The 22,373-nt window shown below is 67.4% G+C and carries 18 protein-coding genes, 2 pseudogenes and 1 riboswitch; of the genes and pseudogenes, 8 read left to right on the forward strand and 12 right to left on the reverse strand.

The genetic code is table 11. From position 1 onward, the window contains the following. Nucleotides 1-57 precede the first annotated feature (57 nt). On the forward strand, nt 58-1,563 hold the full coding sequence (gene prpD / locus A5781_RS06210; protein ID WP_067202872.1) for a 2-methylcitrate dehydratase PrpD: 1,506 nt from the start codon (nt 58-60) through the stop codon (nt 1,561-1,563). Between the two features lie 121 nt (nt 1,564-1,684). Here the strand turns inward: prpD and A5781_RS06215 are convergent, their stop codons facing one another. Then, nucleotides 1,685-1,894 (reverse strand): hypothetical protein, encoded by a 210-nt coding sequence (locus tag A5781_RS06215; RefSeq protein ID WP_067202783.1) that lies wholly within the window; start codon nt 1,892-1,894, stop codon nt 1,685-1,687. A gap of 123 nt (nt 1,895-2,017) precedes the next feature. Between A5781_RS06215 and A5781_RS06220 the strand changes: the two genes are divergently transcribed. Next, entirely contained in the window at nt 2,018-3,766 is a 1,749-nt protein-coding gene (locus A5781_RS06220; RefSeq protein ID WP_067202787.1) for a DUF3556 domain-containing protein, read from the forward strand. A gap of 16 nt (nt 3,767-3,782) precedes the next feature. Here A5781_RS06220 and metE read toward each other — a convergent pair whose 3' ends face one another. The 7 genes and pseudogenes from metE to A5781_RS26505 all read right to left on the reverse strand — a co-directional run. Beyond that, nucleotides 3,783-6,053 carry a 5-methyltetrahydropteroyltriglutamate--homocysteine S-methyltransferase gene (gene metE, locus A5781_RS06225; RefSeq protein WP_067202790.1) on the reverse strand — a complete coding sequence of 757 codons (2,271 nt, stop codon included), beginning with the start codon at nt 6,051-6,053 and terminating at the stop codon, nt 3,783-3,785. Between the two features lie 135 nt (nt 6,054-6,188). Further along, nucleotides 6,189-6,386: riboswitch (cobalamin riboswitch) on the reverse strand. Between the two features lie 43 nt (nt 6,387-6,429). Next, a complete protein-coding gene (locus A5781_RS06230) occupies nt 6,430-7,077 on the reverse strand; it encodes an SDR family oxidoreductase (RefSeq protein WP_067202793.1) in 648 nt (215 codons plus the stop codon). An 86-nt stretch (nt 7,078-7,163) separates the two neighbouring features. Beyond that, on the reverse strand, nt 7,164-8,006 hold the full coding sequence (locus A5781_RS06235; protein ID WP_067202796.1) for an SDR family oxidoreductase: 843 nt from the start codon (nt 8,004-8,006) through the stop codon (nt 7,164-7,166). Nucleotides 8,007-8,083: 77 nt separating this feature from the next. After that, nucleotides 8,084-9,364 (reverse strand): TetR/AcrR family transcriptional regulator, encoded by a 1,281-nt coding sequence (locus A5781_RS06240; RefSeq protein WP_067202875.1) that lies wholly within the window; start codon nt 9,362-9,364, stop codon nt 8,084-8,086. A 220-nt stretch (nt 9,365-9,584) separates the two neighbouring features. After that, entirely contained in the window at nt 9,585-10,670 is a 1,086-nt protein-coding gene (locus tag A5781_RS06245; protein WP_067202799.1) for an acyl-CoA dehydrogenase family protein, read from the reverse strand. Beyond that, the gene (locus A5781_RS06250) at nt 10,667-11,821 is read right to left on the reverse strand and encodes an acyl-CoA dehydrogenase family protein (RefSeq protein ID WP_067202801.1); all 1,155 of its coding nucleotides are present in this window, start codon (nt 11,819-11,821) and stop codon (nt 10,667-10,669) included. Before A5781_RS06250 ends, A5781_RS06245 begins: the two co-directional genes overlap by 4 nt. A 64-nt stretch (nt 11,822-11,885) precedes the next feature. Further along, nucleotides 11,886-12,008 (reverse strand): annotated as a pseudogene (locus A5781_RS26505) (short-chain dehydrogenase); the annotation flags it as partial. 549 nt (nt 12,009-12,557) lie between these two features. Between A5781_RS26505 and A5781_RS06260 the strand changes: the two are divergent. Both A5781_RS06260 and A5781_RS06265 read left to right on the forward strand, forming a co-directional pair. Next, nucleotides 12,558-13,343 (forward strand): annotated as a pseudogene (locus tag A5781_RS06260) (cytochrome P450); the annotation flags it as partial. Between the two features lie 90 nt (nt 13,344-13,433). Beyond that, the gene (locus tag A5781_RS06265) at nt 13,434-14,918 is read left to right on the forward strand and encodes an aldehyde dehydrogenase family protein (protein WP_067202805.1); all 1,485 of its coding nucleotides are present in this window, start codon (nt 13,434-13,436) and stop codon (nt 14,916-14,918) included. Nucleotides 14,919-15,005: 87 nt separating this feature from the next. On the opposite strand, the gene A5781_RS06270 is transcribed toward A5781_RS06265, so the two are convergent. Next, nucleotides 15,006-15,296, reverse strand: a complete 291-nt coding sequence (locus tag A5781_RS06270) for a hypothetical protein (RefSeq protein ID WP_067202809.1) — start codon at nt 15,294-15,296, stop codon at nt 15,006-15,008. A gap of 193 nt (nt 15,297-15,489) precedes the next feature. Here A5781_RS06270 and A5781_RS06275 point away from each other — a divergent pair, with 193 nt between their 5' ends. After that, a complete protein-coding gene (locus tag A5781_RS06275; RefSeq protein WP_067202812.1) occupies nt 15,490-16,635 on the forward strand; it encodes a thiolase family protein in 1,146 nt (381 codons plus the stop codon). Next, nucleotides 16,632-17,435 carry a crotonase/enoyl-CoA hydratase family protein gene (locus A5781_RS06280; RefSeq protein WP_082939228.1) on the forward strand — a complete coding sequence of 268 codons (804 nt, stop codon included), beginning with the start codon at nt 16,632-16,634 and terminating at the stop codon, nt 17,433-17,435. Before A5781_RS06275 ends, A5781_RS06280 begins: the two co-directional genes overlap by 4 nt. A 1-nt stretch (nt 17,436) precedes the next feature. Here A5781_RS06280 and A5781_RS06285 read toward each other — a convergent pair whose 3' ends face one another. Both A5781_RS06285 and A5781_RS06290 read right to left on the reverse strand, forming a co-directional pair. Further along, entirely contained in the window at nt 17,437-18,453 is a 1,017-nt protein-coding gene (locus A5781_RS06285; protein ID WP_067202818.1) for an NAD(P)/FAD-dependent oxidoreductase, read from the reverse strand. Beyond that, nucleotides 18,450-18,950: an isoprenylcysteine carboxyl methyltransferase family protein gene (locus A5781_RS06290; protein ID WP_067202821.1), complete on the reverse strand. Its 501-nt coding sequence runs from the start codon at nt 18,948-18,950 to the stop codon at nt 18,450-18,452. Before A5781_RS06290 ends, A5781_RS06285 begins: the two co-directional genes overlap by 4 nt. A gap of 157 nt (nt 18,951-19,107) precedes the next feature. On the opposite strand from A5781_RS06290, the gene A5781_RS06295 reads away from it, so the two are divergent. Together A5781_RS06295 and A5781_RS06300 are read left to right on the forward strand one after the other, a co-directional pair. Continuing rightward, entirely contained in the window at nt 19,108-20,253 is a 1,146-nt protein-coding gene (locus tag A5781_RS06295; RefSeq protein ID WP_067202824.1) for an NAD(P)H-binding protein, read from the forward strand. After that, nucleotides 20,250-20,972, forward strand: a complete 723-nt coding sequence (locus tag A5781_RS06300; protein ID WP_067202827.1) for a CPBP family intramembrane glutamic endopeptidase — start codon at nt 20,250-20,252, stop codon at nt 20,970-20,972. The genes A5781_RS06295 and A5781_RS06300 overlap by 4 nt, the downstream gene beginning before the upstream one ends. Before the next feature lie 5 nt (nt 20,973-20,977). Here A5781_RS06300 and A5781_RS06305 read toward each other — a convergent pair whose 3' ends face one another. After that, complete coding sequence (locus tag A5781_RS06305; RefSeq protein WP_067202830.1) at nt 20,978-22,318, reverse strand: DUF2867 domain-containing protein; 1,341 nt, start codon at nt 22,316-22,318, stop codon at nt 20,978-20,980. Nucleotides 22,319-22,373: the final 55 nt, after the last annotated feature.

The raw sequence follows: 22,373 nt of genomic DNA on the forward strand, positions 1-22,373 counted from the left end.
ACCGGTGGCGGTGGGTTAACGGACATTTCTGCACGCGTTGGTCATAGGGTGCGGATTGTGTTGATGCATACGGTTCGGGCGCGGCGCAGCTCCGACGACTTTCCCCGTCGCGAACACCTGGCCGCCAAGGTCGCCGAAGTCGCCGCCGACCCGGTTGCCGTCGAAGCGGAAACCGCGGAGATGGTGGCGAACCGGATCATCGACAACGCGGCGGTAAGTGCCGCCGCCGTGCTGCGCCGGCCGGTCACGGTGGCGCGGCAACAGGCGCTGGCCCATCCCGCGCGGCGCGGGGCCAGGGTTTTCGGCGTCGACGGGACCTATTCGGCTGAGTGGGTGGCCTGGGCGAACTGCGTCGCGGTGCGCGAACTCGACTTCCACGACACATATTTGGCCGCCGAGTACTCCCACCCGGGTGACAACATCCCCCCGCTGGTCGCGGTCGCCCAGCAGCTGGGCCTGCCGGGGTCCGACCTGATCCGCGGCCTGGCCACCGCCTACGAGATCCAAATCGATCTGGCCCGCGGAATCTGCCTGCACGAGTATAAGATTGACCATGTCGCGCATCTGGGGCCGTCCGTGGCGGCCGGCATCGGGACCATGCTGAGGTTGGACACCGAGACGATCTACCAGGCGGTCGGGCAGGCGCTGCACCTGACCACCAGCACCCGCCAATCCCGCAAGGGGCTGATCTCCAGTTGGAAGGCCTTCGCCCCGGCGCACGCTGGCAAGGTCGCCGTCGAGGCGGTCGATCGGGCGATGCGCGGCGAAAGATCTCCGGCGCCCATCTGGGAGGGCGAGGACGGGGTGATCGCCTGGCTGCTGGGCGGGCCCGAGCGCGAATACCGCGTGCCGCTGCCCGCTCCCGGCGAGCCGAAGCGCGCGATTCTGGACAGCTACACCAAGGAGCACTCGGCCGAATACCAGAGCCAGGCGCCGATCGACCTGGCCCGGCGGCTACGCGAGCGCATCGGCGACCTCGGTGAGATCGCGACCGTCGTGCTGCACACCAGCCACCACACCCACGTCGTCATCGGAACGGGCTCCGGGGATCCGCAGAAGTTCGACCCCGACGCGTCGCGGGAAACGCTCGACCACTCGCTGCCCTACATTTTCGCCGTTGCGCTGCAGGACGGCAGCTGGCACCACGAACGCTCCTACGCTCCCGAGCGGGCCCACCGGCCCGACACCGTCGAACTGTGGCACAAGATCTCGACGGTGGAGGATCCGGAGTGGACCCGCCGCTACCACTCGACGGATCCGGCCGAGAAGGCGTTTGGGGCGCGCGCCGAGGTCACGCTGAAGAGCGGGGAACTGATCGTCGACGAGCTGGCCGTCGCAGACGCGCATCCCTTGGGCGCCCGGCCCTTCCGGCGTCCGCAATACGTCGAAAAGTTCACCGAGCTCGCCGGCGACGTCGTGGAACCGGCTGAGCGGGAACGGTTTCTCTCCGCCGTGGACGCGCTCGCCGATCTGCGGGCGGGCCGCCTCGACGCACTCAACGTGATGGTTGACCCGCGGGCACTCGAGCGGGCGCCGGTGATTCCGCCGGGAATCTGGCCGTGAGTGAAATTGCGTGTGCGCTCACGGCTTTGAGTGTGCATCCAGGGCGGAAATTTTCCGGATCTCTCGCCCGCAGCTCACACTGAAAGCCCTCAGCTCACACTTGGACGCGTGCGACCGCGGCTTAGCCGGGCCCGCCGTATTGCCACACCAGGTCGTGGGTGCCCGTCATTGTGGGGTTGCACCACATCGTCCTGTTGTTGGCATCCTGGGTGGTCGCATGCAAGACCTTGCAGGCATCGCCCGGCGCGGGCGCGTCGGCCCTGGCGACGGGCGAGGCAGTGGCGAACGCCGCCAGCGCCGCGGCCGATATGAGAATTTGAAACCTGTTCATGGTGGACGCCTCCTAGGGACCGCGCCGATCCGGTTTCACGCTATCCGGCGGCGTGGTCGCAGGCAAAGCTTTCTTGCCGGGCTTAAGCCCCGTGCGCCTAGAACACGTTCTAATCTGACCACCATGGGATTTCTCAAGCCCGAGCTGCCGCAGCTCGACATGGCCGAGTGGAACAAGGGCACCCGTAGCGAAAAGATCCGTCCGATGGCCAAGCACTGGGCCGAGGTGGGCTTCGGCACGCCGGTCGTGCTGCACCTGTTCTATGTCGTCAAAATCCTGCTCTACATCCTGGGCGCGTGGCTGTTCGCCTCGGCCACCAGTGGCCTCGGTGGGTTCACCCACGTCGCGTCGTGGTGGTCGGAGCCGATCGTGTTCGAGAAGGTCGTGCTCTACACGATGCTGTTCGAGGTGATCGGGCTGGGTTGCGGCTTCGGGCCGCTGAACAACCGGTTCTTCCCGCCGATGGGTTCGATCCTGTACTGGATGCGGTTCGGCACGATCCGGCTGCCACCCTGGCCGGACCGGGTCCCGCTCGCCCGGGGCACCAAGCGCAAGCCGGTCGACGTCGCGCTGTACGCGCTGTTCCTGCTGGTGACGTTCGCGGCGCTGTTCGCCGACGGCACCGGACCGATGCCCGACTTGGGCACCAGGATCGGGCTGCTGCCCGAGTGGAAGATCGTGTTCATCTTGCTGTTGCTCGGCGTGCTCGGGCTGCGCGACAAGGTGATCTTCCTGGCCGCCCGCGGCGAGGTGTACGCGACCATGGCGGTCACGTTCCTCTTCGGTGCGCCAGACATGATCGTCGGGTCCAAGGTGGTGTTCCTGGTCATCTGGATGGGCGCCGCCACGTCGAAGCTCAACAAGCATTTCCCGTTCGTGATCTCGACGATGATGTCCAACAACCCGCTGGTGCGGCCGCGGTGGCTGAAGCGGCAGTTCTTCGAGAAGTTCCCGGAGGACCTGCGGCCCGGCCGGCTGTCGCGGTGGCTGGCGCATATCAGTACCGCCATCGAGATGCTGGTGCCGCTGCCGCTGTTCTTCTGCCACAGCGGCTGGCCCATCACGGTTGCCGCCATCGTCATGGTCTGCTTCCACCTGGGCATCCTCGTGTCGATCCCCATGGGCGTGCCGCTGGAGTGGAACGTCTTCATGATATTCGGGGTGCTGTCCTTGTTCGTCGCGCACGCCCGCATCGGTCTCCGTGACCTGAGGCATCCGGTGGTGGTGGCGATCTTGTTCGTCGTCATCGCGGGAATCGTCTTGCTGGGCAACATGTTTCCGCGCAAGATTTCCTTCCTGCCGGGGATGCGGTATTACGCCGGCAACTGGGACACCACGCTGTGGTGCATCAAGCCCTCGGCCACCGACAAGATCACCCGGGGCATCGTGGCGATCGCGAGCATGCCGCAGGCCCAGTTGGAGCGGTTCTACGGCAGCCCGGAGGCCGCGCAGATCCCGCTCTACATGGGATATGCGTTCCGCGGGTTCAACACTCACGGCCGGGCGTTGTTCACGCTCGCGCACCGCGCGATGGCGGGCCAGAACGAGGATGACTATGTCCTCACCGACGGCGAGCGCATCTGCAGCACCGCCATCGGCTGGAATTTCGGCGACGGCCACATGCACAACGAGCAGCTGATCGCCGCCCTGCAGGAGCGCTGCCACTTCGAGCCGGGGGAGGTGCGGGTGGTCCTGCTCGACGCGCAGCCCATCCACAAGCAGACTCAGGCCTATCGGCTGGTGGACGCGGCGACGGGCGAGTTCGAGCGCGGCATCGTCCGGGTCGCCGACATGGTGACCCGGCAGCCGTGGGCCGACGACGTCCCCGTCGAGGTGCTGTCCGAGAACGCGCCGAATGTGACGCCAGAGTGACGGCCAGCCGCGCCACCTAGGCGCTCGCCCGCACCTCCTGCGCCGCGGCGACCATGTTCTTCAGCGACGCGGTGACCTCGTCGGAGTTGCGAGTCTTCAGCCCACAGTCGGGGTTGACCCAAAGCCGTTCCGCTGGAACGGCTCTCAGCGCCGCGCGCAAGGACTCCGCCATCTCGGTCGTGCTCGGCACCCGCGGCGAGTGGATGTCGTAGACGCCGGGGCCGACGCTGTTGGAAAAGCCGATCGAGTTGAGGTCGTCCAGCACCTCCATGTGTGAACGTGCCGCCTCGATGGACGTCACGTCCGCGTCCAAGTCGGCGATCGCCCCGATCACCTCACCGAACTCCGAATAGCACAGGTGGGTGTGGATTTGCGTGGAGTCGGCCACGCCGGAGGTAGCCAACCGGAAAGACCCTACGGCCCAACGCAAGTAATCCTCCTGATCGGCGCGGCGCAGCGGTAGCAGCTCGCGCAGCGCCGGCTCGTCGACCTGGATGACCGCGATGCCGGCGGACTCCAGGTCCACGGTCTCGTCCCGGATGGCGAGCGCAACCTGGTTGGCGGTGTCGGCCAGCGGCTGATCGTCGCGGACGAACGACCAAGCGAGGATGGTGACCGGGCCGGTCAGCATGCCCTTAACCGGCTTGTCGGTCAACGACTGCGCGTACTTGATCCACTCGACGGTCATCGGGTGGGTGCGAATCACGTCGCCGTACAGGATCGGTGGGCGCACGCAGCGGCTGCCGTAGGACTGCACCCATCCGTTCTGCGTGGCGAAGAAGCCCTCGAGCTGCTCGGCGAAGTACTGCACCATGTCGTTGCGCTCCGGCTCGCCGTGCACCAGCACGTCGAGCCCGAGCTCCTCCTGCAGCTTGATGACGTCGGCGATTTCCTTCTTCATCCGGTTCTCGTATTCCGCCTGATCGATCTCGCCGGCCCGGAGTGCGGCGCGCGCCTTGCGGATCGCGGAGGTCTGCGGGTAGGAGCCGATCGTCGTGGTGGGCAGCGGCGGCAGGTGCAGCCGCTCCTCCTGGCTGGCGCGGCGCCCCGCGGCGTCACCACGATGGGTGCCCGACGCGACGATCGAGGCGATGCGGTCGCGTAGCCGGTCGTTGTGCAGCCGCGGATCGCTTTTGCGGGAGGCCACCGCGGCATTGGACGCCGCGATCGCGTCGGCGACGGCATCGCGTCCGTCGCGCAGTGCGCGCGCGAGCGTCACCACCTCGGCGACCTTCTCCTGGCCGAACGCCAGCCAGCTGCGCAGCGCGTCGTCCAGATCGGTTTCCGGTTCCAGGGAGTACGGCACGTGCATCGTGGAGCAGGAGGTCGAGACCGCCACTGTCGCAGCGGAATTCCGAAGCGTGGCCAACTTGCCGAGCGTCGACTCCAGATCGGTGCGCCAGATGTTGCGCCCGTCGACGACGCCGGCCACCAGGGTCTTGTCGGCCAACTCCGGAATGCCCGCCAGCGCGGTGTCGGCGCCGTACACCAGGTCGACGCCGATCGCCTCGACCGGCGTGCGGGCCAGCCCGGCCAGGGAGGCGCCGGGATCACCGAAATAGGTGGCGACGTAGATGGCCGGCCGGTTGCTGACCTTGCCCAGCACGTTGTAGACGGCCTCGGCCAGCGCCGGGGCGTCGGGGGAGATGTCGGTCACCAGCGCCGGCTCGTCGAACTGCACCCACTGCGCGCCGTTATCGGCGAGCTGGCACAACAACTCCGAGTAGATTCCCACCAGCTCCTGGAGCCGCTCGATCGGCGCACCACCGCCGTTCACCGCCTTGCTCAACAGCAGGAAGGTGATCGGTCCGATCACGACCGGGCGGGCGGGAATCCCTTGCCCGAGCGCCTCTTTGAGTTCGGAGAGCACCTTGTCGGGGTTGAGCGAGAACGTGGTCGCGGGCTCGATCTCGGGAACCAGGTAGTGGTAGTTGGTGTCGAACCACTTGGTCATCTCCAGCGGCGCGACGTCGGAGTTGCCCCGCGCGGCGGCGAAGTAGCGATCCAGGTCGTCGGGGACCTGCGCGGCGCGCGCGGGCAGGGCGCCCAGCAGCACCGCGGTGTCCAGCATCTGGTCGTAATAGGAGAACGTGTTCACGGGTACCGAGTCCAGACCGGCGGCGGCGAGGCCCGCCCACATGTCTCGGCGCAGCGTGGCGGCAACGGATTCCAGCTCCGATCGGCTGGTGCGCCCGGCCCAGTAGCCCTCGGTGGCGCGCTTGAGTTCGCGTTTTGGCCCGATACGGGGGGAGCCGGTGACGGTGGCGGTGAATGGTTGAGCGGTCACTGTCTGGTCCTATCAATCAGCGGGGTGGTCACCGCCGGAGGACGTTTAGCCGATCCGCCGCGGCATGCACCTTGCGCACAACCGCAACGCGTTCAGCCAAGCGCCCATTCCACGAGGCGATGAGCCGCCGGACGCGGCGCGCCCGGCACAGCTGGCAGGTCTTCGGACTCGCAGGCACGCACCCGGTGGTGCTCCTAATGGCCGTCGCTTCCCAGTCTTGCGACCAGTGCTTGTGTGACGGCGGTCGTTCCTGCATACCGCTGCGGGACAGTCCCGGGCTCTCACCGGGTTCCCTCTCGCGAAGCGTTACTAACCCGCCTCGCTCGATGCCGAAGTCGCGTGGTGCGGCGACGGCAGACCAGCTGCGTAGTGGACTTTACCCTCGGCCGGCCAGGGCGTCGGCGATGGGGACATCGCCGTTGTTGAAGTCGATGGTTCGGCGGATCGTGGCATCTTCCGCTAGTGCGGCGGCTATGACGAGTGCGACGTCCGCACGTGAGACTTCCCCTTTGCCCTGCCCGAGCGTGATGTGGCCGGTGGCCGGATCGAGGGTGAGCCGGCCCGGTCCCAGCACGGTCCAGTCCAGATCGCTGGCGCGCAGGTGGGCGTCCGCCGCCGCCTTGGACTCCGCGTAGGGGAAGAACGAATTATCCTGCGATACACCGTGATCCGGCCCCGCGCCGAAGTAGGAGACCATCACGAACCGCTTGACACCCGCCCGCGCGGCGGCATCGATCACGCGGATGGCGGCGTCGCGGTCGACGGCGTAGCTCCGCGCCGGGTTGCCGCCGCCGGCTCCCGCCGAGAAGACGACCGCGTCGTGCCCGGCCACCAACCCGGCCAGCGCATCGATGTCGAGCTGTTCGATATCGGCCACCACCGGCTTGGCCCCGGTGGCCGCGACGTCATCGAAGTGGTCGGGGTTGCGGAACACCGAACTCACCTGGTCGCCGCGTTCGGTCAGGATGCGGGCCAGTTGCAGCGCGACCTTGCCGTGGCCGCCGATGACGATGATCCGTGCCATGCCCCCGACGGTAGCTTCCGAGCCGAGCGCCCGGCCAGCCGGGCGGTGGCGGCCCGGCGCCCGGCCAGCCGGGCGGTGGCGACCCGCTAGAGCTTTACCCGCCCCATGATGATGTCGATGATCGGCTTGCCGGGCGGATAGGCGTTGGTGAGCGAGGCCATCGTGTGTCCGTAATCCACCAGCAACGTGATCCCGCTGATGCCGAAGGCGGCGGCGCTGTTCAGGAACGCCATCACGTCGCCCATCTGCTCCGGGGTGTGCACCTTCGAACCGGTCTCTTCGCGATAGTCCTGCGCGAAGGTGAGCCAGAGGTCGGCGTTGGCCTGCGCCAGCGGGGTGTCGGTGGGACCGGGGCAGATCGCGTTGATCCGAATGCCCTTCTTCAGCAGCGGATAGCCCTGGGTCGCGACGTAGGCGTTGACGACCTTCTTGGAAAAGCCGTAATGGATGATGCCTTCCGACTCGTGGGCCTTGACCCACTCTTGCGCCGAGGCGAAGTCCGGCGTGGCGAGGAACTCCGTCAGCAGCTCCAGGTCGTTTTCCCAGCCCATGCCGGCGACCGAGGAGATGAAGCAGATCGCCGAGCCCGACGGCAGCTGATTCTTCTCGAGCAGCCGGTCGATGAGATGGCGGTGGCCGATGAAGTTGATCGCCATCAGGTCGGTTGTGCCGTCGGCGATGCCGGCTGCCGAGAACAGGGCGTGGACCGGACCGTCCAACTGCTCGAGCGCGGCGTCGATCGACTCGGGATCGCGCAGGTCCACCTGGATGGACTTGGCGACGTCGTAGTTGACCGGCGCGTAATCCATCACGATCACTTCGGCGCCCAGCTCGGCGGCCGACTTGGCCGCCGCCGCACCCATGCCGGTGGCGCCGCCAACGACGAGAGCCCGCTTGCCGTCGTAACGCAACCGATCGACAACAGTCATGGAAATCCCCTTCTCATTCACCGCCAACGCGATTCTAATCGCCCAACTGTATGGGTAACAGTTTTTTGGTTCAACACCTACCCGGCGCGAACCGCGACACCACGCAAAACCGTGTCCCGCACGTGCACCAACGCGGCGCGCTTGCCGACCTCGGCAAGGATGTTCTCCGGTATCCACTGCAAGCCGATGACGCAGCGCGCAAGCATCGCGGTGGACGCGCCGTCCACACTGATCTCGCCCGATCGGATGCCCTCGGAAAGGAGCGTTTTCATCTGCCGGAGTCGGGTCGCGTACAACCACCCCGGGTTGGGGGTGTCCGGCGGCGATTGACGCATCCAGGCGAGCTGAATCCGGAACTCGTCGGAAAACCGATCGAGCGCATTGACGTTGACCCAGCTCAGTGCGTCCAGCTTCTCGACGGGCGTGGCATCCGAGCGCAGGACGTTGACCCAGCCCGCCTCGACCTTCCGGCCGAACGATTCCATGATCGATGCGAGTAGCTCGTCCTTCGACCCGATCATCCGGTAGACGGTCCCGGTGCCAAGACCGGCAGCGGACGCGATGTCCCTGATGGTGGTGGCCTCGTAGCCTTTTCGGCCGAATTCGGTTCGCGCCACCGCACGAACGTGCGCCGCTTTGTCGCTGGGATCGGCGTCGCTGTCGTCCGACCAGGTCTCGATGACGTCCCTGGCGGCCGCGAAGGCGTTGGACCCGTCGAGCTCTGAGTCGGTAGGTGGCCGGGTTGCCAATCCCTCCAACATGATTCGGCATAGCAGCGCGGCCACCTGGTCGGCGGGCGACTTATGGCGCATGACGTCGAGGCCAACCTGCAGCATGGTCTGGCAAATCCGGTCGGCCAACGTGGGCAGATCGATATCGGGTTTGATGTAGCCGCTCCACCTGCCCGCGCGCAGGGTTTGCAGCATCGCCTCCTGAATCGCCACGGGCCGCTGCTGCGTCAGCTTCATCAGCTCCGGATCCGTGCTCGGCCCCTCGTAGAACGACATCTGCAGCGCCGCCCGATGCCGCACGGCGCAGTCCGCGATCGCCGAGCCCAGTTCGACGACCTGCTCGGGAACCGGTCGGGGGTCGGGCTTGTCCAACTTCGCTTGCGCGGCTTGCCCGATCCGATCCAGATCGTCCTGATAGCGGCGGATCAACTCGATGAGGATCGCCTCTTTGGACTCGAAATGGTGGTAGAGGCTGCCGGGAAGGATCCCCGCCGCGTCGGCGATCTCCTGCAACGAGGTCCGCAATCCCGACTGCGCGATCAACGAGGCGGCGGTGGTGAGGATCTCGGTTCGCCGGGTACCCAATTCAACTGGGGCGCTGGCTCGCAATGGCTCCGCTCTCGGCATGATCAGCGGTGCGCACATCCGGACGACTGCGGACCGGCAAACATACGCATTCGTCCCTCTCGCGAACCAAATCTTTGTTAGAGGCTATCAGACCCGAGCCCGCGAATGCGCTGCATAACAGGGGTGACGGGACCCATTCTAGGCGTCTGGACACCGATGCGCAGGCACTCCCGAGCGTCTTGCGCACCGATCGGATCGCGGCGGCGGGTCGTCGGTACCATCATCTCTTCGCAAGGCGCGCACCGAGTTCGGTGAGGTAGTGGTCGGGACCACCGAGGAACGCGCTCCAGCTCAGCAGACGCTTGAGGTACAGGTGCGCGTCGTGCTCCCAGGTGTAACCGATCCCGCCGAACACCTGGATGGCCGTATCACCCACGGTGGCCAGCCGCCCAGCGAACGCTTTTGCGCGCAGCGCGGCAAGATGCCGCTCGTCGGGGTCGGCGTTGTCGGCGGCCCACAGGGCGTGGATCACCCCGCTCCGGGCCAACTCGACGGTCTCGAACATGTCGACGCACAGATGCTGGACCGCCTGGAACGAGCCGATCGGCTGACCGAATTGCGTTCGGGTTTTGGCATATTCGACGGCGATATGCATGACCGCGCGCGCGGCGCCGAGAGCGTCCGCGGCAGTAGCGATCAGCACGTCGTCGAACACCGCCGCCACGTCCTCGGGAGACGCCGCGGCCAGTCGCTGCGCGGGCGCCGCCTCGAAAGAGACACGGAACTGCTTGCGGGTCTGGTCGATACCGCGCTCGGGCGTGACCGAAACGCCCGGCGCGTCGGTCCGCACCGCGAAAAGCCCTGGGCCGCGGTCATCCTCGGCGAACGCCAACAACACGTCCGCCGCGGCGGCGTCGGGCACCGCGCCGATCTCGCCCCGCAGCTCGACGTCGGGGCCCCGTGGGCTCGCGGCAACCTCGGCATCCGGGAAGCAGACCGTGGCGACCGTGGTGCCATCGGCGATTCCGCTCAACAGCCCGGCCGCGGTGTCGGTGGCGCCGAGCCGCGTCAGCGCTCGCGCGGCGGCGACCGCGGTCGACAACCACGGCCCCGGATGCAGGGCGGCGCCTAGCTCTTCGGCCACGATGCCGGCCTCGACCATGGTCATGCCGGCGCCGCCGTAGCCCTCCGGTACCAGCAGACCGGTCGTTCCCAGATCGGCAAGGCCAAGCCACACCGGTTCATTGGTGCCAATCGGATCGTCGAGCAGCGGCCGAACGTGACCCGAGATCGGGGCCTTCTCGGCCAGAAAGCGCCGGGTGGTGTCGCGCAGTGCGACCTGCTCGTCGGTGAACTCGAGATTCATTTGCGCGGCAACCCGAGTACCCGTTGGGCGGTGATGTTCTTGTTGATCTGCGTCGTCCCTCCCGCGATGGTGAGCGAGCGCGACGTCAGCCGGTAGTTCGCCCATTGCGCACCGGCGCCGCGGGTGCCCAGCACGTCGAACGCCAGGGCGGCCATATCCTGCCCGAGCTCGCCCCACACGGTCTTGGCGAGGCTTGCCGAGGCGAACGCTGTAGTTTCGGAGCCGCCGTGCAGCGTCGCCGAGATCGACCGCTGGCACAGGACCTCGAGATACTTGATGCGGAGCGCGATTTCGCCGAGGCGCCGCAGCGTGACCGGGTCCTCGAGCGCGTCGGTGTACGCGGCGATGTCGTCGACCAGTTCTTCGAGCCGTACCTGCATTTCGGCGTATAGCCGGGCGGCGCCGGCGCGCTCGTGGCTGAGCGTCGTGGTGGCCACTTGCCAGCCCGCATTCAACGGTCCGAGCAACGCGTCCGCCGGGACCCGCACGTCGTGGAAGAACACCTCGGCGAAATCGGCGTCGCCGTTGAGCGTCACCAGCGGGCGGACGTCGATGCCCGGCAGCGTCATGTCGACAATCAGGCAGGAGATGCCCTTGTGCTTGGGCGCGTCGGGATCGGTGCGCACGTACAGCTGGCACCAGTCCGCCCGATGTCCCAGCGAGGTCCAGATCTTTTGGCCGTTGACGACGAAGTCGTCACCGTCACGCACCGCGCGGGTTCGCAGTGCCGCGAGATCGGACCCCGCTTCGGGTTCCGACATCCCTTGGCACCAGATGTCGTCGGCCCGCATCATGCGGGGGAGCAGCGTGAGCTTCTGCTCTTCGGTGCCATACTGCATGATGGCGGGGGCGATATTGTTGAGCCCAATAACGTTGAGCGGCATCGGGGCTCGAGCGCGCGTGGTTTCCTCGGTGTAGACCAGCTGCTCGAGAACCGTCGCGCCGCGGCCGCCGTACTCACGAGGCCAGGAGACCGCGGCCCAACCCGCGTCGGCCATCGTCGCGCTCCACGCGCGCAGCATCTCGATGGCGGCGTCGTCGCGTCCGGCGGGTCGACGGGCGGCCACCAACTCGTCGGTCAGGTTCTGCGACAGCCAGTCGCGCAGCTCGATGCGGAACTGTTCCACTTCCGCCGGGTATGAGAAGTCCACGTTTGCTTGTCTTAAACCCTTCAACTGCGACCAAGCCGGACTTTACGGTTGGGCAGATCTTTGGTCAATGTTCAGGGAAGGCGACCTCGGCGTTGCCCGGCATCGCGCTGACGCCGCGTCGCTCACACACTTCCAGCACCTCGTCCACGATCGAGGTGGGCACGATGAACTCTTCCGTCGACGAGATCGCGGGGTTGTCGACCGAATCGTAGGAGGCGATGGCGGTGCCGCCGCCCTTCCTGATCTCGTCGACCACGTCGTCGGCCACGTCGGAGCCCGCGCCCTCACCGTGCATCGAGCCGCCGACGTCGTTGACCACCACTGCGACCCGGCCGGTGAAGTCAATCACTGCTCCTTGCCAACGTGCATCGTGTCGATTGACTGGGGTGGCACCGGACTTTACGGTGGAACAGATATTTGGTCAACGAAGTCCAAACGGTTCGGAGAGTGAGCGTGTCCACCGACGTTCGCGGTGACCGGCTGCCGGGCCTCGGCATGCTTGCGTCCGCGCTTGCGGGCCGCGCCGTGGCGGTGGTCGAGCTGCCACCGGGTGAACGTTCCTGGACCGACGGCCAGACCAGTGTCACGTCATTGGGCCCGTCGGTGATAGGGGTCGATGCGGGATGGGGCCTGGCCATTGACGGGCGGTCAGAAGGCGATGGTGTTTGCGGCACGTGTCCTGCCGCAGCCGCTACTACAGCGCTTGGCCGCGCTGGCGGCGAAGCGCCGCAAGGGAAAGGAATTCACCTTCGACTATCCGAGTCAGATCATCGCGGGCCTGCTGGGCCTTCCGGAGGAGGACTATCCCCAGTTCCAGCGGTGGTCCATCTCGTTGCTGAGCTGGATCCTGAATCCCGAACGCGGGCTTGCCGCATCGGCCGCGCTGTGCGACTACTTCGCGCCGATCCTCGCATCCCGCCGCGCCGAACCCAAGGACGATCTGATCAGCGCGCTGGCCGAGGCGGAGATCGACGGGGAGAAGCTCGCAGACGAGGAGATCTACTCGTTCCTCCGCCTGCTGCTCCCGGCCGGGGTGGAAACGACGTACCGGTCCCTCGGCAGCCTGCTGCTCGCGCTGCTGTCCGATCCCGCGCAGCTGGATGCCATCCGCGCGGACCGGTCGCTGCTGCCGCAAGCCATCGAGGAGGGCGTGCGGTGGGAACCGCCCCTGCTGACCATCACCCGGGTGGCCACCCGGGACACCGAACTCGGCGGGGTGCCGATACCCGCAGGCTCGACGGTGATGCCGATGCTGGGATCCGCCAACCGGCAGGAAGACCGCTACCCCGATCCGGACACGTTCGACATCTTCCGGCAAGCCAGGGCACACCTGGGCTGGGGGCACGGCGTGCACGTCTGCCTCGGCATGCACCTGGCCCGGCTGGAAATGCGCACCGCCATCAACCTTTTGCTCGACCGGCTACCGAACCTGCGGCTGGACCCCGACGCGGACGACCCGCATATCCGCGGGCAGATTTTCCGCTCACCGACGTCGGTACCGGTGCTGTTCGACCCCCAATAACCAGCCCCGAAAAGGTTGCGCCTTGCCAATCGGCTAGTTTCCGGTAAGGCTCTCCATAGCCCCTCCGCGATTCAAAAGAGAGTGACAGATATGACTGAGGCTGTAAAGGTTCGTTTTGAGCCGAAGATGATGATCGACGGCAAGCTCGTCGACGGGCAAGCCGGCACCTTCACGAACATCAACCCGGCGACCGAGGAGCCGCTCGGGGAGGTCGCCGACGCATCCAAGGAGGACATGCACCGGGCCATCGACGCCGCCCGGCGCGCCTTCGACGAGAGCGACTGGTCGACCAACCGGGAGCTGCGGAAGCGCTGCCTATTGCAGCTGCACGAGGCGATCGAATCGGAAAAGGAAGAGCTGCGCGAGGAGCTCATCCTGGAGGTGGGCTCGCCCCGGGCGATCACGTTCGGCCCGCAGCTGGACGCCCCACTGGAAGACGGCTTGAAGTACCCCGCCAGGCTGATCGACGAGTACGCCTGGGAAACCGACCTGGGTGACAAGGTGATCAGCCTGACCGGCACGCTGACCACCCGCAAGGTCTGGCGCGAACCGGTGGGCGTGGTCGGCGCCATCGTGCCGTGGAACTTCCCCTTCGAGGTCACCCTCAACAAGCTCGGTCAGGCGCTCGGCACCGGTAACACCGTGGTGCTCAAGCCCGCGCCGAACACCCCGTTCAACGCCACCCGGCTGGGACGGCTGATCGCCGAGAAAACCGACATTCCCGCTGGCGTCGTGAACGTCGTCACCGCGTCGGATCACTTTGTGGGCGAGGAGCTCACGCTGTCGCCGAAGGTGGACCTGATCTCGTTCACCGGGTCGACCGTGGTCGGACAGCGGATCATGGAAAAGGGCGCGGCCACCATGAAGCGGCTTTTCCTGGAGCTCGGCGGTAAGTCGGCCACCATCGTCTTGGAGGACGCCGATTTCGGGATGGCGTGCGCAATCGGCATCGCGCCGTGCATGCACGCCGGGCAGGGCTGCGCGAATCCCACCCGGATGCTGTTGCCGCGCTCGCGCTACGACGAGGGTGTGGAGATCCTGAAGAGCATCTACGAGAACGTCACGTGTGGCGACCCGCAGGACCCCGGAACGCTGTGCGGGCCGGTGATTTCGGAGGTGCAGCGCAACCGCGTGATGGGCTACATCCGGAAGGGCGTCGAGGAGGGCGCCACCGCGCTGGTCGGCGGGCCCGACGCGCCCACCGGGTTCGACAAGGGATTCTTCGTTCGGCCAACGCTTTTCACCGACGTCGACAACTCGATGACCATCGCCCAGGAGGAAATCTTCGGTCCGGTGCTGGCGGTCATTCCGTTCGACGACGAGGAGGACGCGATCCGGATCGCCAACGACAGCAAGTACGGGCTGGCGGGCAACGTGATGTCGGGCTCGCTGGAACATTCGCTGGCGGTGGCCCGCCGGATTCGGGCCGGCTTCATGGGCGTCAACGGCGGCGCGCCCTATGGTGCCGACACCCCGTTCGGCGGCTACAAGTACAGCGGGGTGGGACGCCAGAACGGCGTCGCCGGGTTCGACCAGTACACCGAGATCAAATCGGTCGGCTATCCCGCCGGCTAACGGGACCACTGTTCTGCGAGATTGCCGTCATGGCTGTGGTTTTCGCTCGGCCGCGACCATGGCGGCAATCTCGGCGTGCGTGGGTGGTCAGCGGGGCCCGACAGGCCGTTTCAAGGTGCAGACGATGCTCCACTCGAAATAGTGTTCCCCGCCTTTGTCATAGTCCTTGAAACCGTGGGCAACTTGGGTGCGTTGCACCGACGACCCGACGATCTCCCAGCCCTGTTCTCCGTAGGCCTGCGTTAGCCGGTTCGCCTCCTCCAGCACCGCTTGCAGGGACTCGTTCGTGTACGCAACGAAGGTGCTTTCCCACTGCCGGGGATACCACTTGTCGTCCGATGCCAGCCACCAGCCGGGGCCGGGTGAAGGGGTGCTCACGTCCGGGCACCCTACGGCGCCGAAGTCTCCGGAAACATGAACTGAACATGACCGTCGCGATATGCACCGCCGAAGAGCTGTCATCGGAAGACCGCCAAACCCACCCCGCCCCGCGCCCTCCCAACGCGTTGGTTGACAATCGACGCAAAGACTCACCAATACCTGAGGTCCTAGCGTCAAAGGAGACACAACCATGGCTGAAGCCGTCATCGTCGAGGCCGTCCGCTCACCGCTCGGGAAGCGCAACGGAGGCCTGTCGGGGGTGCACCCGGCCGACCTGTCCGCGCAGGTCCTCAACGGGCTGGTCGACAAGGCCGGTATCGACCCGGGAATCGTCGACGACGTCATCTGGGGCTGCGTCATGCAGGCAGGTGAGCAGGCCCTCGACATCGGCCGCACCGCGCTGCTGGCCGCCGGTTGGCCCGAGACCGTGCCGGGCGTGACTGTCGACCGCCAATGCGGGTCGAGCCAGCAGTCCATCCACTTCGCCGCGGCGGGCGTGGTCGCCGGACACTACGACGTCGTCGTCGCCGGCGGTGTCGAGTCGATGTCGCGCACCCCCATGGGTTCGTCGCTGGCCGGTGGCGGCAACCCCTACCCGCAGGCCTTCAAGGACCGCTACCACAAGACGCCCAACCAGGGCCTCGGTGCCGAAATGATCGCCGAGCAGTGGGGCTTCGACCGCACCGCGCTCGACGAATTCTCGCTGGGATCACACGAAAAGGCCGCTGCCGCACAGGATTCCGGCGCGTTCGACGACCAGATCGTCGGCATCAAGGATCAGGATGGCAACGTCGTCCTCAAGGACGAGGGTATCCGCCGCGGCACCCCGATGGAGAAGATGGCGTCGCTGAAGCCGGCGTTCAAGGAGGACGGGGTGATCCATGCCGGCAACTCCTCGCAAATCACCGACGGTTCGGCCGCACTCCTGTTCATGTCGGCAGAGAAGGCCAAGGAACTGGGCCTTACACCGATCGCCAAGGTGCACACCGCGGTACTGGCCGGCGCCGACCCGGTGATCATGCTGACCGCGCCCATCCCGGCGACGCAGAAGGCGCTCAAGAAGTCCGGCCTCTCGATCGGCGACATCGGGGCCTACGAGGTCAACGAGGCGTTCGCGCCCGTCCCGCTGGCGTGGCTGAAAGACATTGGGGCCGATGAGAAGAAACTCAACCCCAACGGCGGCGCCATCGCGCTGGGCCACCCGCTGGGCGGCTCGGGTGCGCGGTTGATGACCACGCTGCTCTACCACATGCGCGACAAGGGAATTCGCTACGGCCTGCAGACGATGTGCGAAGGTGGTGGCCAGGCCAACGCCACCATCGTGGAGCTGTTGTGACGGACGCTGCCAGCGACCAACCGGCGGTGCTGGCCGAACGACGCGGCAACGTCATGGTGATCACCATCAACCGGCCCGAGGCCCGCAACGCGGTCAACGGAGCCGTCAGCATCGGTGTCGGGGACGCGCTCGATGCGGCGCAACACGACCCCGAGGTGCGGGCCGTGGTGATCACCGGCGCCGGCGACAAGTCGTTCTGCGCCGGCGCCGATCTCAAGGCGATCTCGCGCCGGGAGAACCTGTATCACCCCGAGCACGGCGAGTGGGGGTTCGCGGGTTACGTACGCCACTTCATCGACAAGCCCACCATCGCGGCGGTCAACGGCACCGCCCTGGGTGGGGGCACCGAGCTGGCCCTGGCCAGTGACCTGGTGGTGGCAGACGAGCGGGCAAAATTCGGCCTGCCGGAGGTGAAACGCGGGCTGATTGCGGCCGCGGGCGGCGTGTTCAGGATCGTGCAGCAGCTGCCGCGCAAGGTGGGAATGGAGCTGCTGCTGACCGGCGAGCCGATCGCCGCCTCCGACGCCTTCGAATGGGGGCTGATCAACCAGGTGGTCGAGGAGGGCACGGTGCTGGAAGCCGCGTTGGCCCTGGCCGCCCGGGTGACCGTCAACGCGCCGCTGTCCGTGCAGGCCAGCAAGCGCATCGCCTACGGCGTCGACGACGGGGTCGTCACCGACGAGGAAGCGGGATGGCAGCGCACCATGAAAGAAATGGGCGTCCTGCTGCGGTCCGAAGACGCCAAGGAGGGGCCGCTCGCTTTCGCCGAGAAGCGCGAGCCGGTCTGGAAGGCGCGCTAGCTCAGGTCGCGAGGACATTCACCCCGCGCTGGAACGCGCCGGGCAGCAGCGTGCACGCCGGCACGATGGCACGGCGTGTGAGCGGTGGGGTGCTAGCCAACACCAGGCCGCGGGTAAGTAACCGGTAGCTTCGGGTAATCCGTTGCCACGCAAGCTCATACGATGACGGTTTCTCGTCGACGATGGCGGCGACCGCCGCCGCCGCTTGCTTGACCGCCAGGCTGATACCCTCGCCGGTCAGCGCGTCCTCGTACCCCGCCGCGTCACCGACCAGGAGCACCCGTCCCGCGACGCGGCGGGAGACCACCTGCCGCAACGGCCCGCACCCACGCGCATCGCCGCGGCCGGCGCCCTGCAACTGCCCGGCCAGCCGGGGGAACCAGGCGAGGTCGGGCCGGCCCCGCGACAAGATCGCCACGCCAACGAGGTCCGGTTCCACCGGGGTCACGTATGCCTCGCCCCAGCGCGACCAGTGCACTTCGACGAATTCCGACCACGCCGGCACCCGGTAATGCCAACGGACGCCGTAGCGCCGCGGCGTCCCCGCCGTCGCCGTGATTCCGACGGACCGCCTGACCTGAGAATGCAGTCCGTCGGCCGCCACCAACCATTTCGCGCGGACACCGGCGGCCGTCACCCCGTGGGCGTCCTGCTGCACGGTGGTCACCCGCGTCCGAATCCATTCGGCGTCTTGCTCTTTGGCGCGCGCGGCCAGTGCCGCGTGCAACGTCGTGCGCCGCACCCCCCGTCCCGGCCCGTTGCGAAACCGCGCCTGCGCCCGGCGGTGTTCGCTGACGTACGCGATGCCATGGAAGGGCATGCCGACCGGGTCGACCCCGAGGGACTTCAGCTCGGCCAGCCCGCCGGGCATCAGGCCCTCGCCGCACGCCTTGTCGATGGGACCCTCGCGCGGGTCGGCGACGATCACCGAAAGTCCTTGGCGGCGTGCGTGTAACGCCGTGGCCAGGCCGCCCGGGCCGCCGCCGACAATCAACAGGTCGGTGTCGTAGTCGGTCACGTGTAGCCCAGCGCGGAGTTCTCGACCTGCAGCCGCACCCTCAGCAGCGCCGCGTTCGCCAGGGTGAAAACGGCCGCGGTCAGCCACGCCGTGTGCACCAACGGCAGCGCCAACCCCTCAGCCACCACTGCAACATAGTTCGGATGGTGCAGCCACCGGTAGGGACCCTGGCGCACCAGCGGGGCCTGCGGCAGCACGATCACGCGGGTGTTCCACCGCCGCCCCAGCGTGGCGATGCACCACCAGCGCAGGCCCTGGCTGAGCGCCACCACCGCCAGCATCGGCCAACCAAGCCAGGCGATGAACGGCCGGTGCAGCGCCCACGGCTCGAGAACGCAGCCGACCAGCAGCCCGGTGTGGATGAGCACCATCACCGGATAGTGCGGTCGGCCAAATTCCTTGGCGCCCTGGGCAAACGACCACTGCGCGTTCCGCTTGGACAGCACCAGCTCGACGACGCGCTCGATGCCGACCGCCAGGACCAGCAGGTAATACATGTCTCCACTATCTATTGACGACTACCGGGTCTACGGTGCCGCCGCCGCGCGGGTTCAACCTAGCGAGCGTAATGCCAGTGCAAAATTCCGGGCCGAAAGCCACCGAGGCGTGACGCCCGCCACCCCCGGGCGGTCTCCGCCCGCTAGTGTCGACGGTATGCGGATCCTGGTCACCGGTGCCACGGGCTACGTCGGATCTCGGCTGGTCACGGCGCTGCTGGCGGACGGGCACCAGGTCCTGGCGGCCACCCGAGAACCCGAGCGCCTCAGGCGGTTCGGATGGCACGGTGAAGTCACACCGGTGACCCTCGACGCCGCGGACCCCGCGTCGACCCGAGCCGCGTTTGCCGACGCCGGACCCGTTGACGTGGTGTATTACCTGGTGCACGCCATCGGGCAGCCGGGCTTCCGCGACGCCGACAAGGCCGCGGCCGCCAACCTGGCCGCGGCGGCTCGGGACGCCGGTGTGCGCCGGATCGTCTACCTGGGCGGATTCGTGCCCGCCGGCGAGGTGTTGTCCGAGCACCTGACGAGCCGGGCCGAAGTGGCCGAGGCCCTTACCGTCCCGGGCGGCCCGGGGCTGGTGTGGCTGGGCGCGGCGATGATCATCGGTGCCGGCTCGACCTCGTTCGAGATGATGCGCTACGTGGGCGACCGTTTTCCGCTCATTCCCATGCCGAGCTGGATGGACAACCCGATCGACCCGATCTCGATCCGTGACGTCCTGCATTACCTCGTCGCCGCCGCCGACTCCGACCTGGTGCCGGCCGGGGCGTATGACATCTGCGGCCCGGACACCGTGTCCTACCGCGAGTTGCTCAAGACGTATACGCGCATCTCCGGCAGGTGGCACGCCGGGTTGCCGGTCGGCAGGGTCGACACGGGCCTGGCGTCGCTGATCACCGGCGTCGCCCTGCCGGTGCCGCCCGGGTTGGCCGGTGATCTGGTCGAATCGCTGGACCACCCGATGGTGGCGTCGAAGGGCGACGTACGCGGTCGGGTGCCGGACCCGCCCGGTGGCCTGCTCGGTGTCGACGACGCCATTGCCCTAACCTTGGCCGATCAGTCGAATCGTCCATCCCCGGTCAACGCCCTGGCCGATCCCCATCACCTCGCCGACACCGATCCCGCGTGGGCCGGTGGTGACGTGCGGCGCATCCGCCACGTCGCCCGGCGGGTCACCCCGCCCATCGTGCGGCCGGCTCTGGGGCTGGTGAGCATGGTCCCCGGCCCGCTCGCCGGAGCGCTTCGCACCGGCCTTGATCTGCTGATCGCCCTGACCCCGAAGGTGCATCCCGCATGAGTCAGTCAACCGCCCAGTCCAGCACAGGCACGCTGTCCGAGTGGTGGCGCGCCCTCACCAACGTCGCTGTGCCCCATCACGAATCGCCGGCCGTCGTTCGACGCCGGCGCGTCATCGTCGCCATCACGGTGGTTGTCGGCGCCGGGGTACTCGGGTTTTCGCTACGGCGCCATCCGGGGGATTCGAGCTTCTACTGGCTGACCCTGGCGCTGGCGGGGGTGTGGCTCGCCGGCGGGTTCATCTCCGGCCCGCTGCACCTGGGCGGCATCTGCTGGCGCGGCCGCAATCAAAGGCCGGTCATCACCGGGACGACCATCGGTCTCCTGCTGGGCGGCGTGTTCGTCATCGGCGGACTGATCGCTCGCGAGATCACGCCGGTGGCGGAGTTGATAACCCGGGTACTGGAATACGCCCACCACGGGTGGTATCCGGTGATCGTGGCGATCACGCTTGTCAACGGCGTCGCCGAGGAGGTGTTCTTCCGCGGCGCGCTCTACACCGCACTGGGTCGCTACCATCCCATCGTGATTTCGACCGTCCTCTACACGGCCGCGACGCTGGCCAGCGGCAACCCCATGCTCGGTTTCGCCGCGGTCATCTTGGGCACGGTGTGCGCGTTCGAGCGCCGGGCGACCGGGGGTGTCCTGGCGCCGATGCTCACCCACTTGGTGTGGGGGCTGATCATGGTGCTCGTGCTGCCCCCGATGTTCGGCGTCTGACGCCGTTATCGGACCGAACCGACCACTTCGCGGGCCAGCGCGCGCATGGCGGCCGCGTGCGCCGGCCGCACGAAGAACCAGTACACCCGGCCCGGGATGCCTCTCGGCAGGAAGATGGACCGCTGGGTGTAGCGACTGCCGTGGCCCTCTTGCGGCATGACCGTGATCTCGAGCCATTCCCGTCCCGGCGCTCGCTTGGTTGAGCGCAGCCGCAACAGCGTGCCCGCCGCGCGTTCCTCGACCTTCCAGCCGGCCGCCCGCGCGTTCACGGCATCCTCCGCCGCCGCCCAGACGTCGGCGGGTTCAGCGGCAGTTTCCTCGGTGCGCGCGTCGGTGTAGACGATCTCGCCCGCCCAATCGGGATCCGTGGGCAGCGCCTCGGCCGGTTCGGTCCGCAACGACGACCACGAGGGTTCCGGGACGCCGCGCGCGGCACGGCTCAGCGCCAACTCGACGGCCCGGTGGTAGGCGGTCAGGCCGCCCGGCGGGGGCCCGATGACACTGTCGATGTCGTGGTTGCGCATCACCGCGTCGCACTCCAGCGACTCGATCAGGGGGCGCGCCAGACCGGGCGGGATCGGCGTCACCGTCCCGACCCAGAGGCTGGCGATCGTGGGCGTCAAGAACGGCAGCACAATCAGATACCGCTTGCCCAGGCCCGCGACCTCGGCGTAGACCCGCATCATGTCGCCGTACTCCAACACGTCGGGCCCGCCGATGTCCCAGGTACGCGACGAGGGCACCGCCGCCGTAGCCGCGGCGACCAGGTAATACAGCACGTCGCGCACGGCGATTGGCTGGATCTTGTTGTGCACCCACTTCGGAGTGGTCATCACCGGCAGCCGGTCGGTGAGGTGCCGGATCATTTCGAATGAGGCCGATCCCGAGCCGACGACGACACCCGCCTGCAGCACGACGGTTTCGATGCCCGAGGCGATGAGCGCGTCGCCCACGGCCGTCCGCGACTCGAGGTGTGGCGAGAGCTTGCGACCCTCGGGATGCAGCCCGCTCAGATACACGATCCGCCGCACGCCGGTTTGCCGGGCCGCGGTCACGACATTGCGGACCGCCCGCGTCTCCTCGTCCGTGAAATCCTTCGCCGTTCCCATCGAATGAACGAGGTAGTAGACGACGTCGATCCCGTCGAACGCCGCGACCAGCGAATCGACGTCGCCCAGGTCGCCGCGCGCGACCTCAGCCTGCTGCCGCCACGGCACGTCCGCCAACTTGGCAGGGTTGCGCGCCAGGGCGCGCACCTGGTGGCCCTCGTCGAGCAGTCGCGGCACCAGCCGGGCGCCGATGTAGCCGGTCGCCCCGGTTACCAGGCAGCTCACCTGTCCAGCCATGGGTTCTCCGTTCGTCGTCTTCGAATTATTCGGACCCGACGCGGGGGAGGATTAC

The sequence above is a fragment of the Mycobacterium sp. 852002-30065_SCH5024008 genome (assembly GCF_001665645.1).
Taxonomy (GTDB): domain Bacteria; phylum Actinomycetota; class Actinomycetes; order Mycobacteriales; family Mycobacteriaceae; genus Mycobacterium; species Mycobacterium paraffinicum.

Bases quoted from the DNA above. Each gene is read 5' to 3' on its own strand.
- A5781_RS06215 (WP_067202783.1), bottom strand. From the start codon at position 1,894: ATGAACAGGTTTCAAATTCTCATATCGGCCGCGGCGCTGGCGGCGTTC.
- A5781_RS06220 (WP_067202787.1), top strand. From the start codon at position 2,018: ATGGGATTTCTCAAGCCCGAGCTGCCGCAGCTCGACATGGCCGAGTGG.
- A5781_RS06230 (WP_067202793.1), bottom strand. From the start codon at position 7,077: ATGGCACGGATCATCGTCATCGGCGGCCACGGCAAGGTCGCGCTGCAA.
- A5781_RS06235 (WP_067202796.1), bottom strand. From the start codon at position 8,006: ATGACTGTTGTCGATCGGTTGCGTTACGACGGCAAGCGGGCTCTCGTC.
- A5781_RS06240 (WP_067202875.1), bottom strand. From the start codon at position 9,364: ATGCCGAGAGCGGAGCCATTGCGAGCCAGCGCCCCAGTTGAATTGGGT.
- A5781_RS06245 (WP_067202799.1), bottom strand. From the start codon at position 10,670: ATGAATCTCGAGTTCACCGACGAGCAGGTCGCACTGCGCGACACCACC.
- A5781_RS06265 (WP_067202805.1), top strand. From the start codon at position 13,434: ATGACTGAGGCTGTAAAGGTTCGTTTTGAGCCGAAGATGATGATCGAC.
- A5781_RS06275 (WP_067202812.1), top strand. From the start codon at position 15,490: ATGGCTGAAGCCGTCATCGTCGAGGCCGTCCGCTCACCGCTCGGGAAG.
- A5781_RS06290 (WP_067202821.1), bottom strand. From the start codon at position 18,950: ATGTATTACCTGCTGGTCCTGGCGGTCGGCATCGAGCGCGTCGTCGAG.
- A5781_RS06295 (WP_067202824.1), top strand. From the start codon at position 19,108: ATGCGGATCCTGGTCACCGGTGCCACGGGCTACGTCGGATCTCGGCTG.
- A5781_RS06300 (WP_067202827.1), top strand. From the start codon at position 20,250: ATGAGTCAGTCAACCGCCCAGTCCAGCACAGGCACGCTGTCCGAGTGG.
- A5781_RS06305 (WP_067202830.1), bottom strand. From the start codon at position 22,318: ATGGCTGGACAGGTGAGCTGCCTGGTAACCGGGGCGACCGGCTACATC.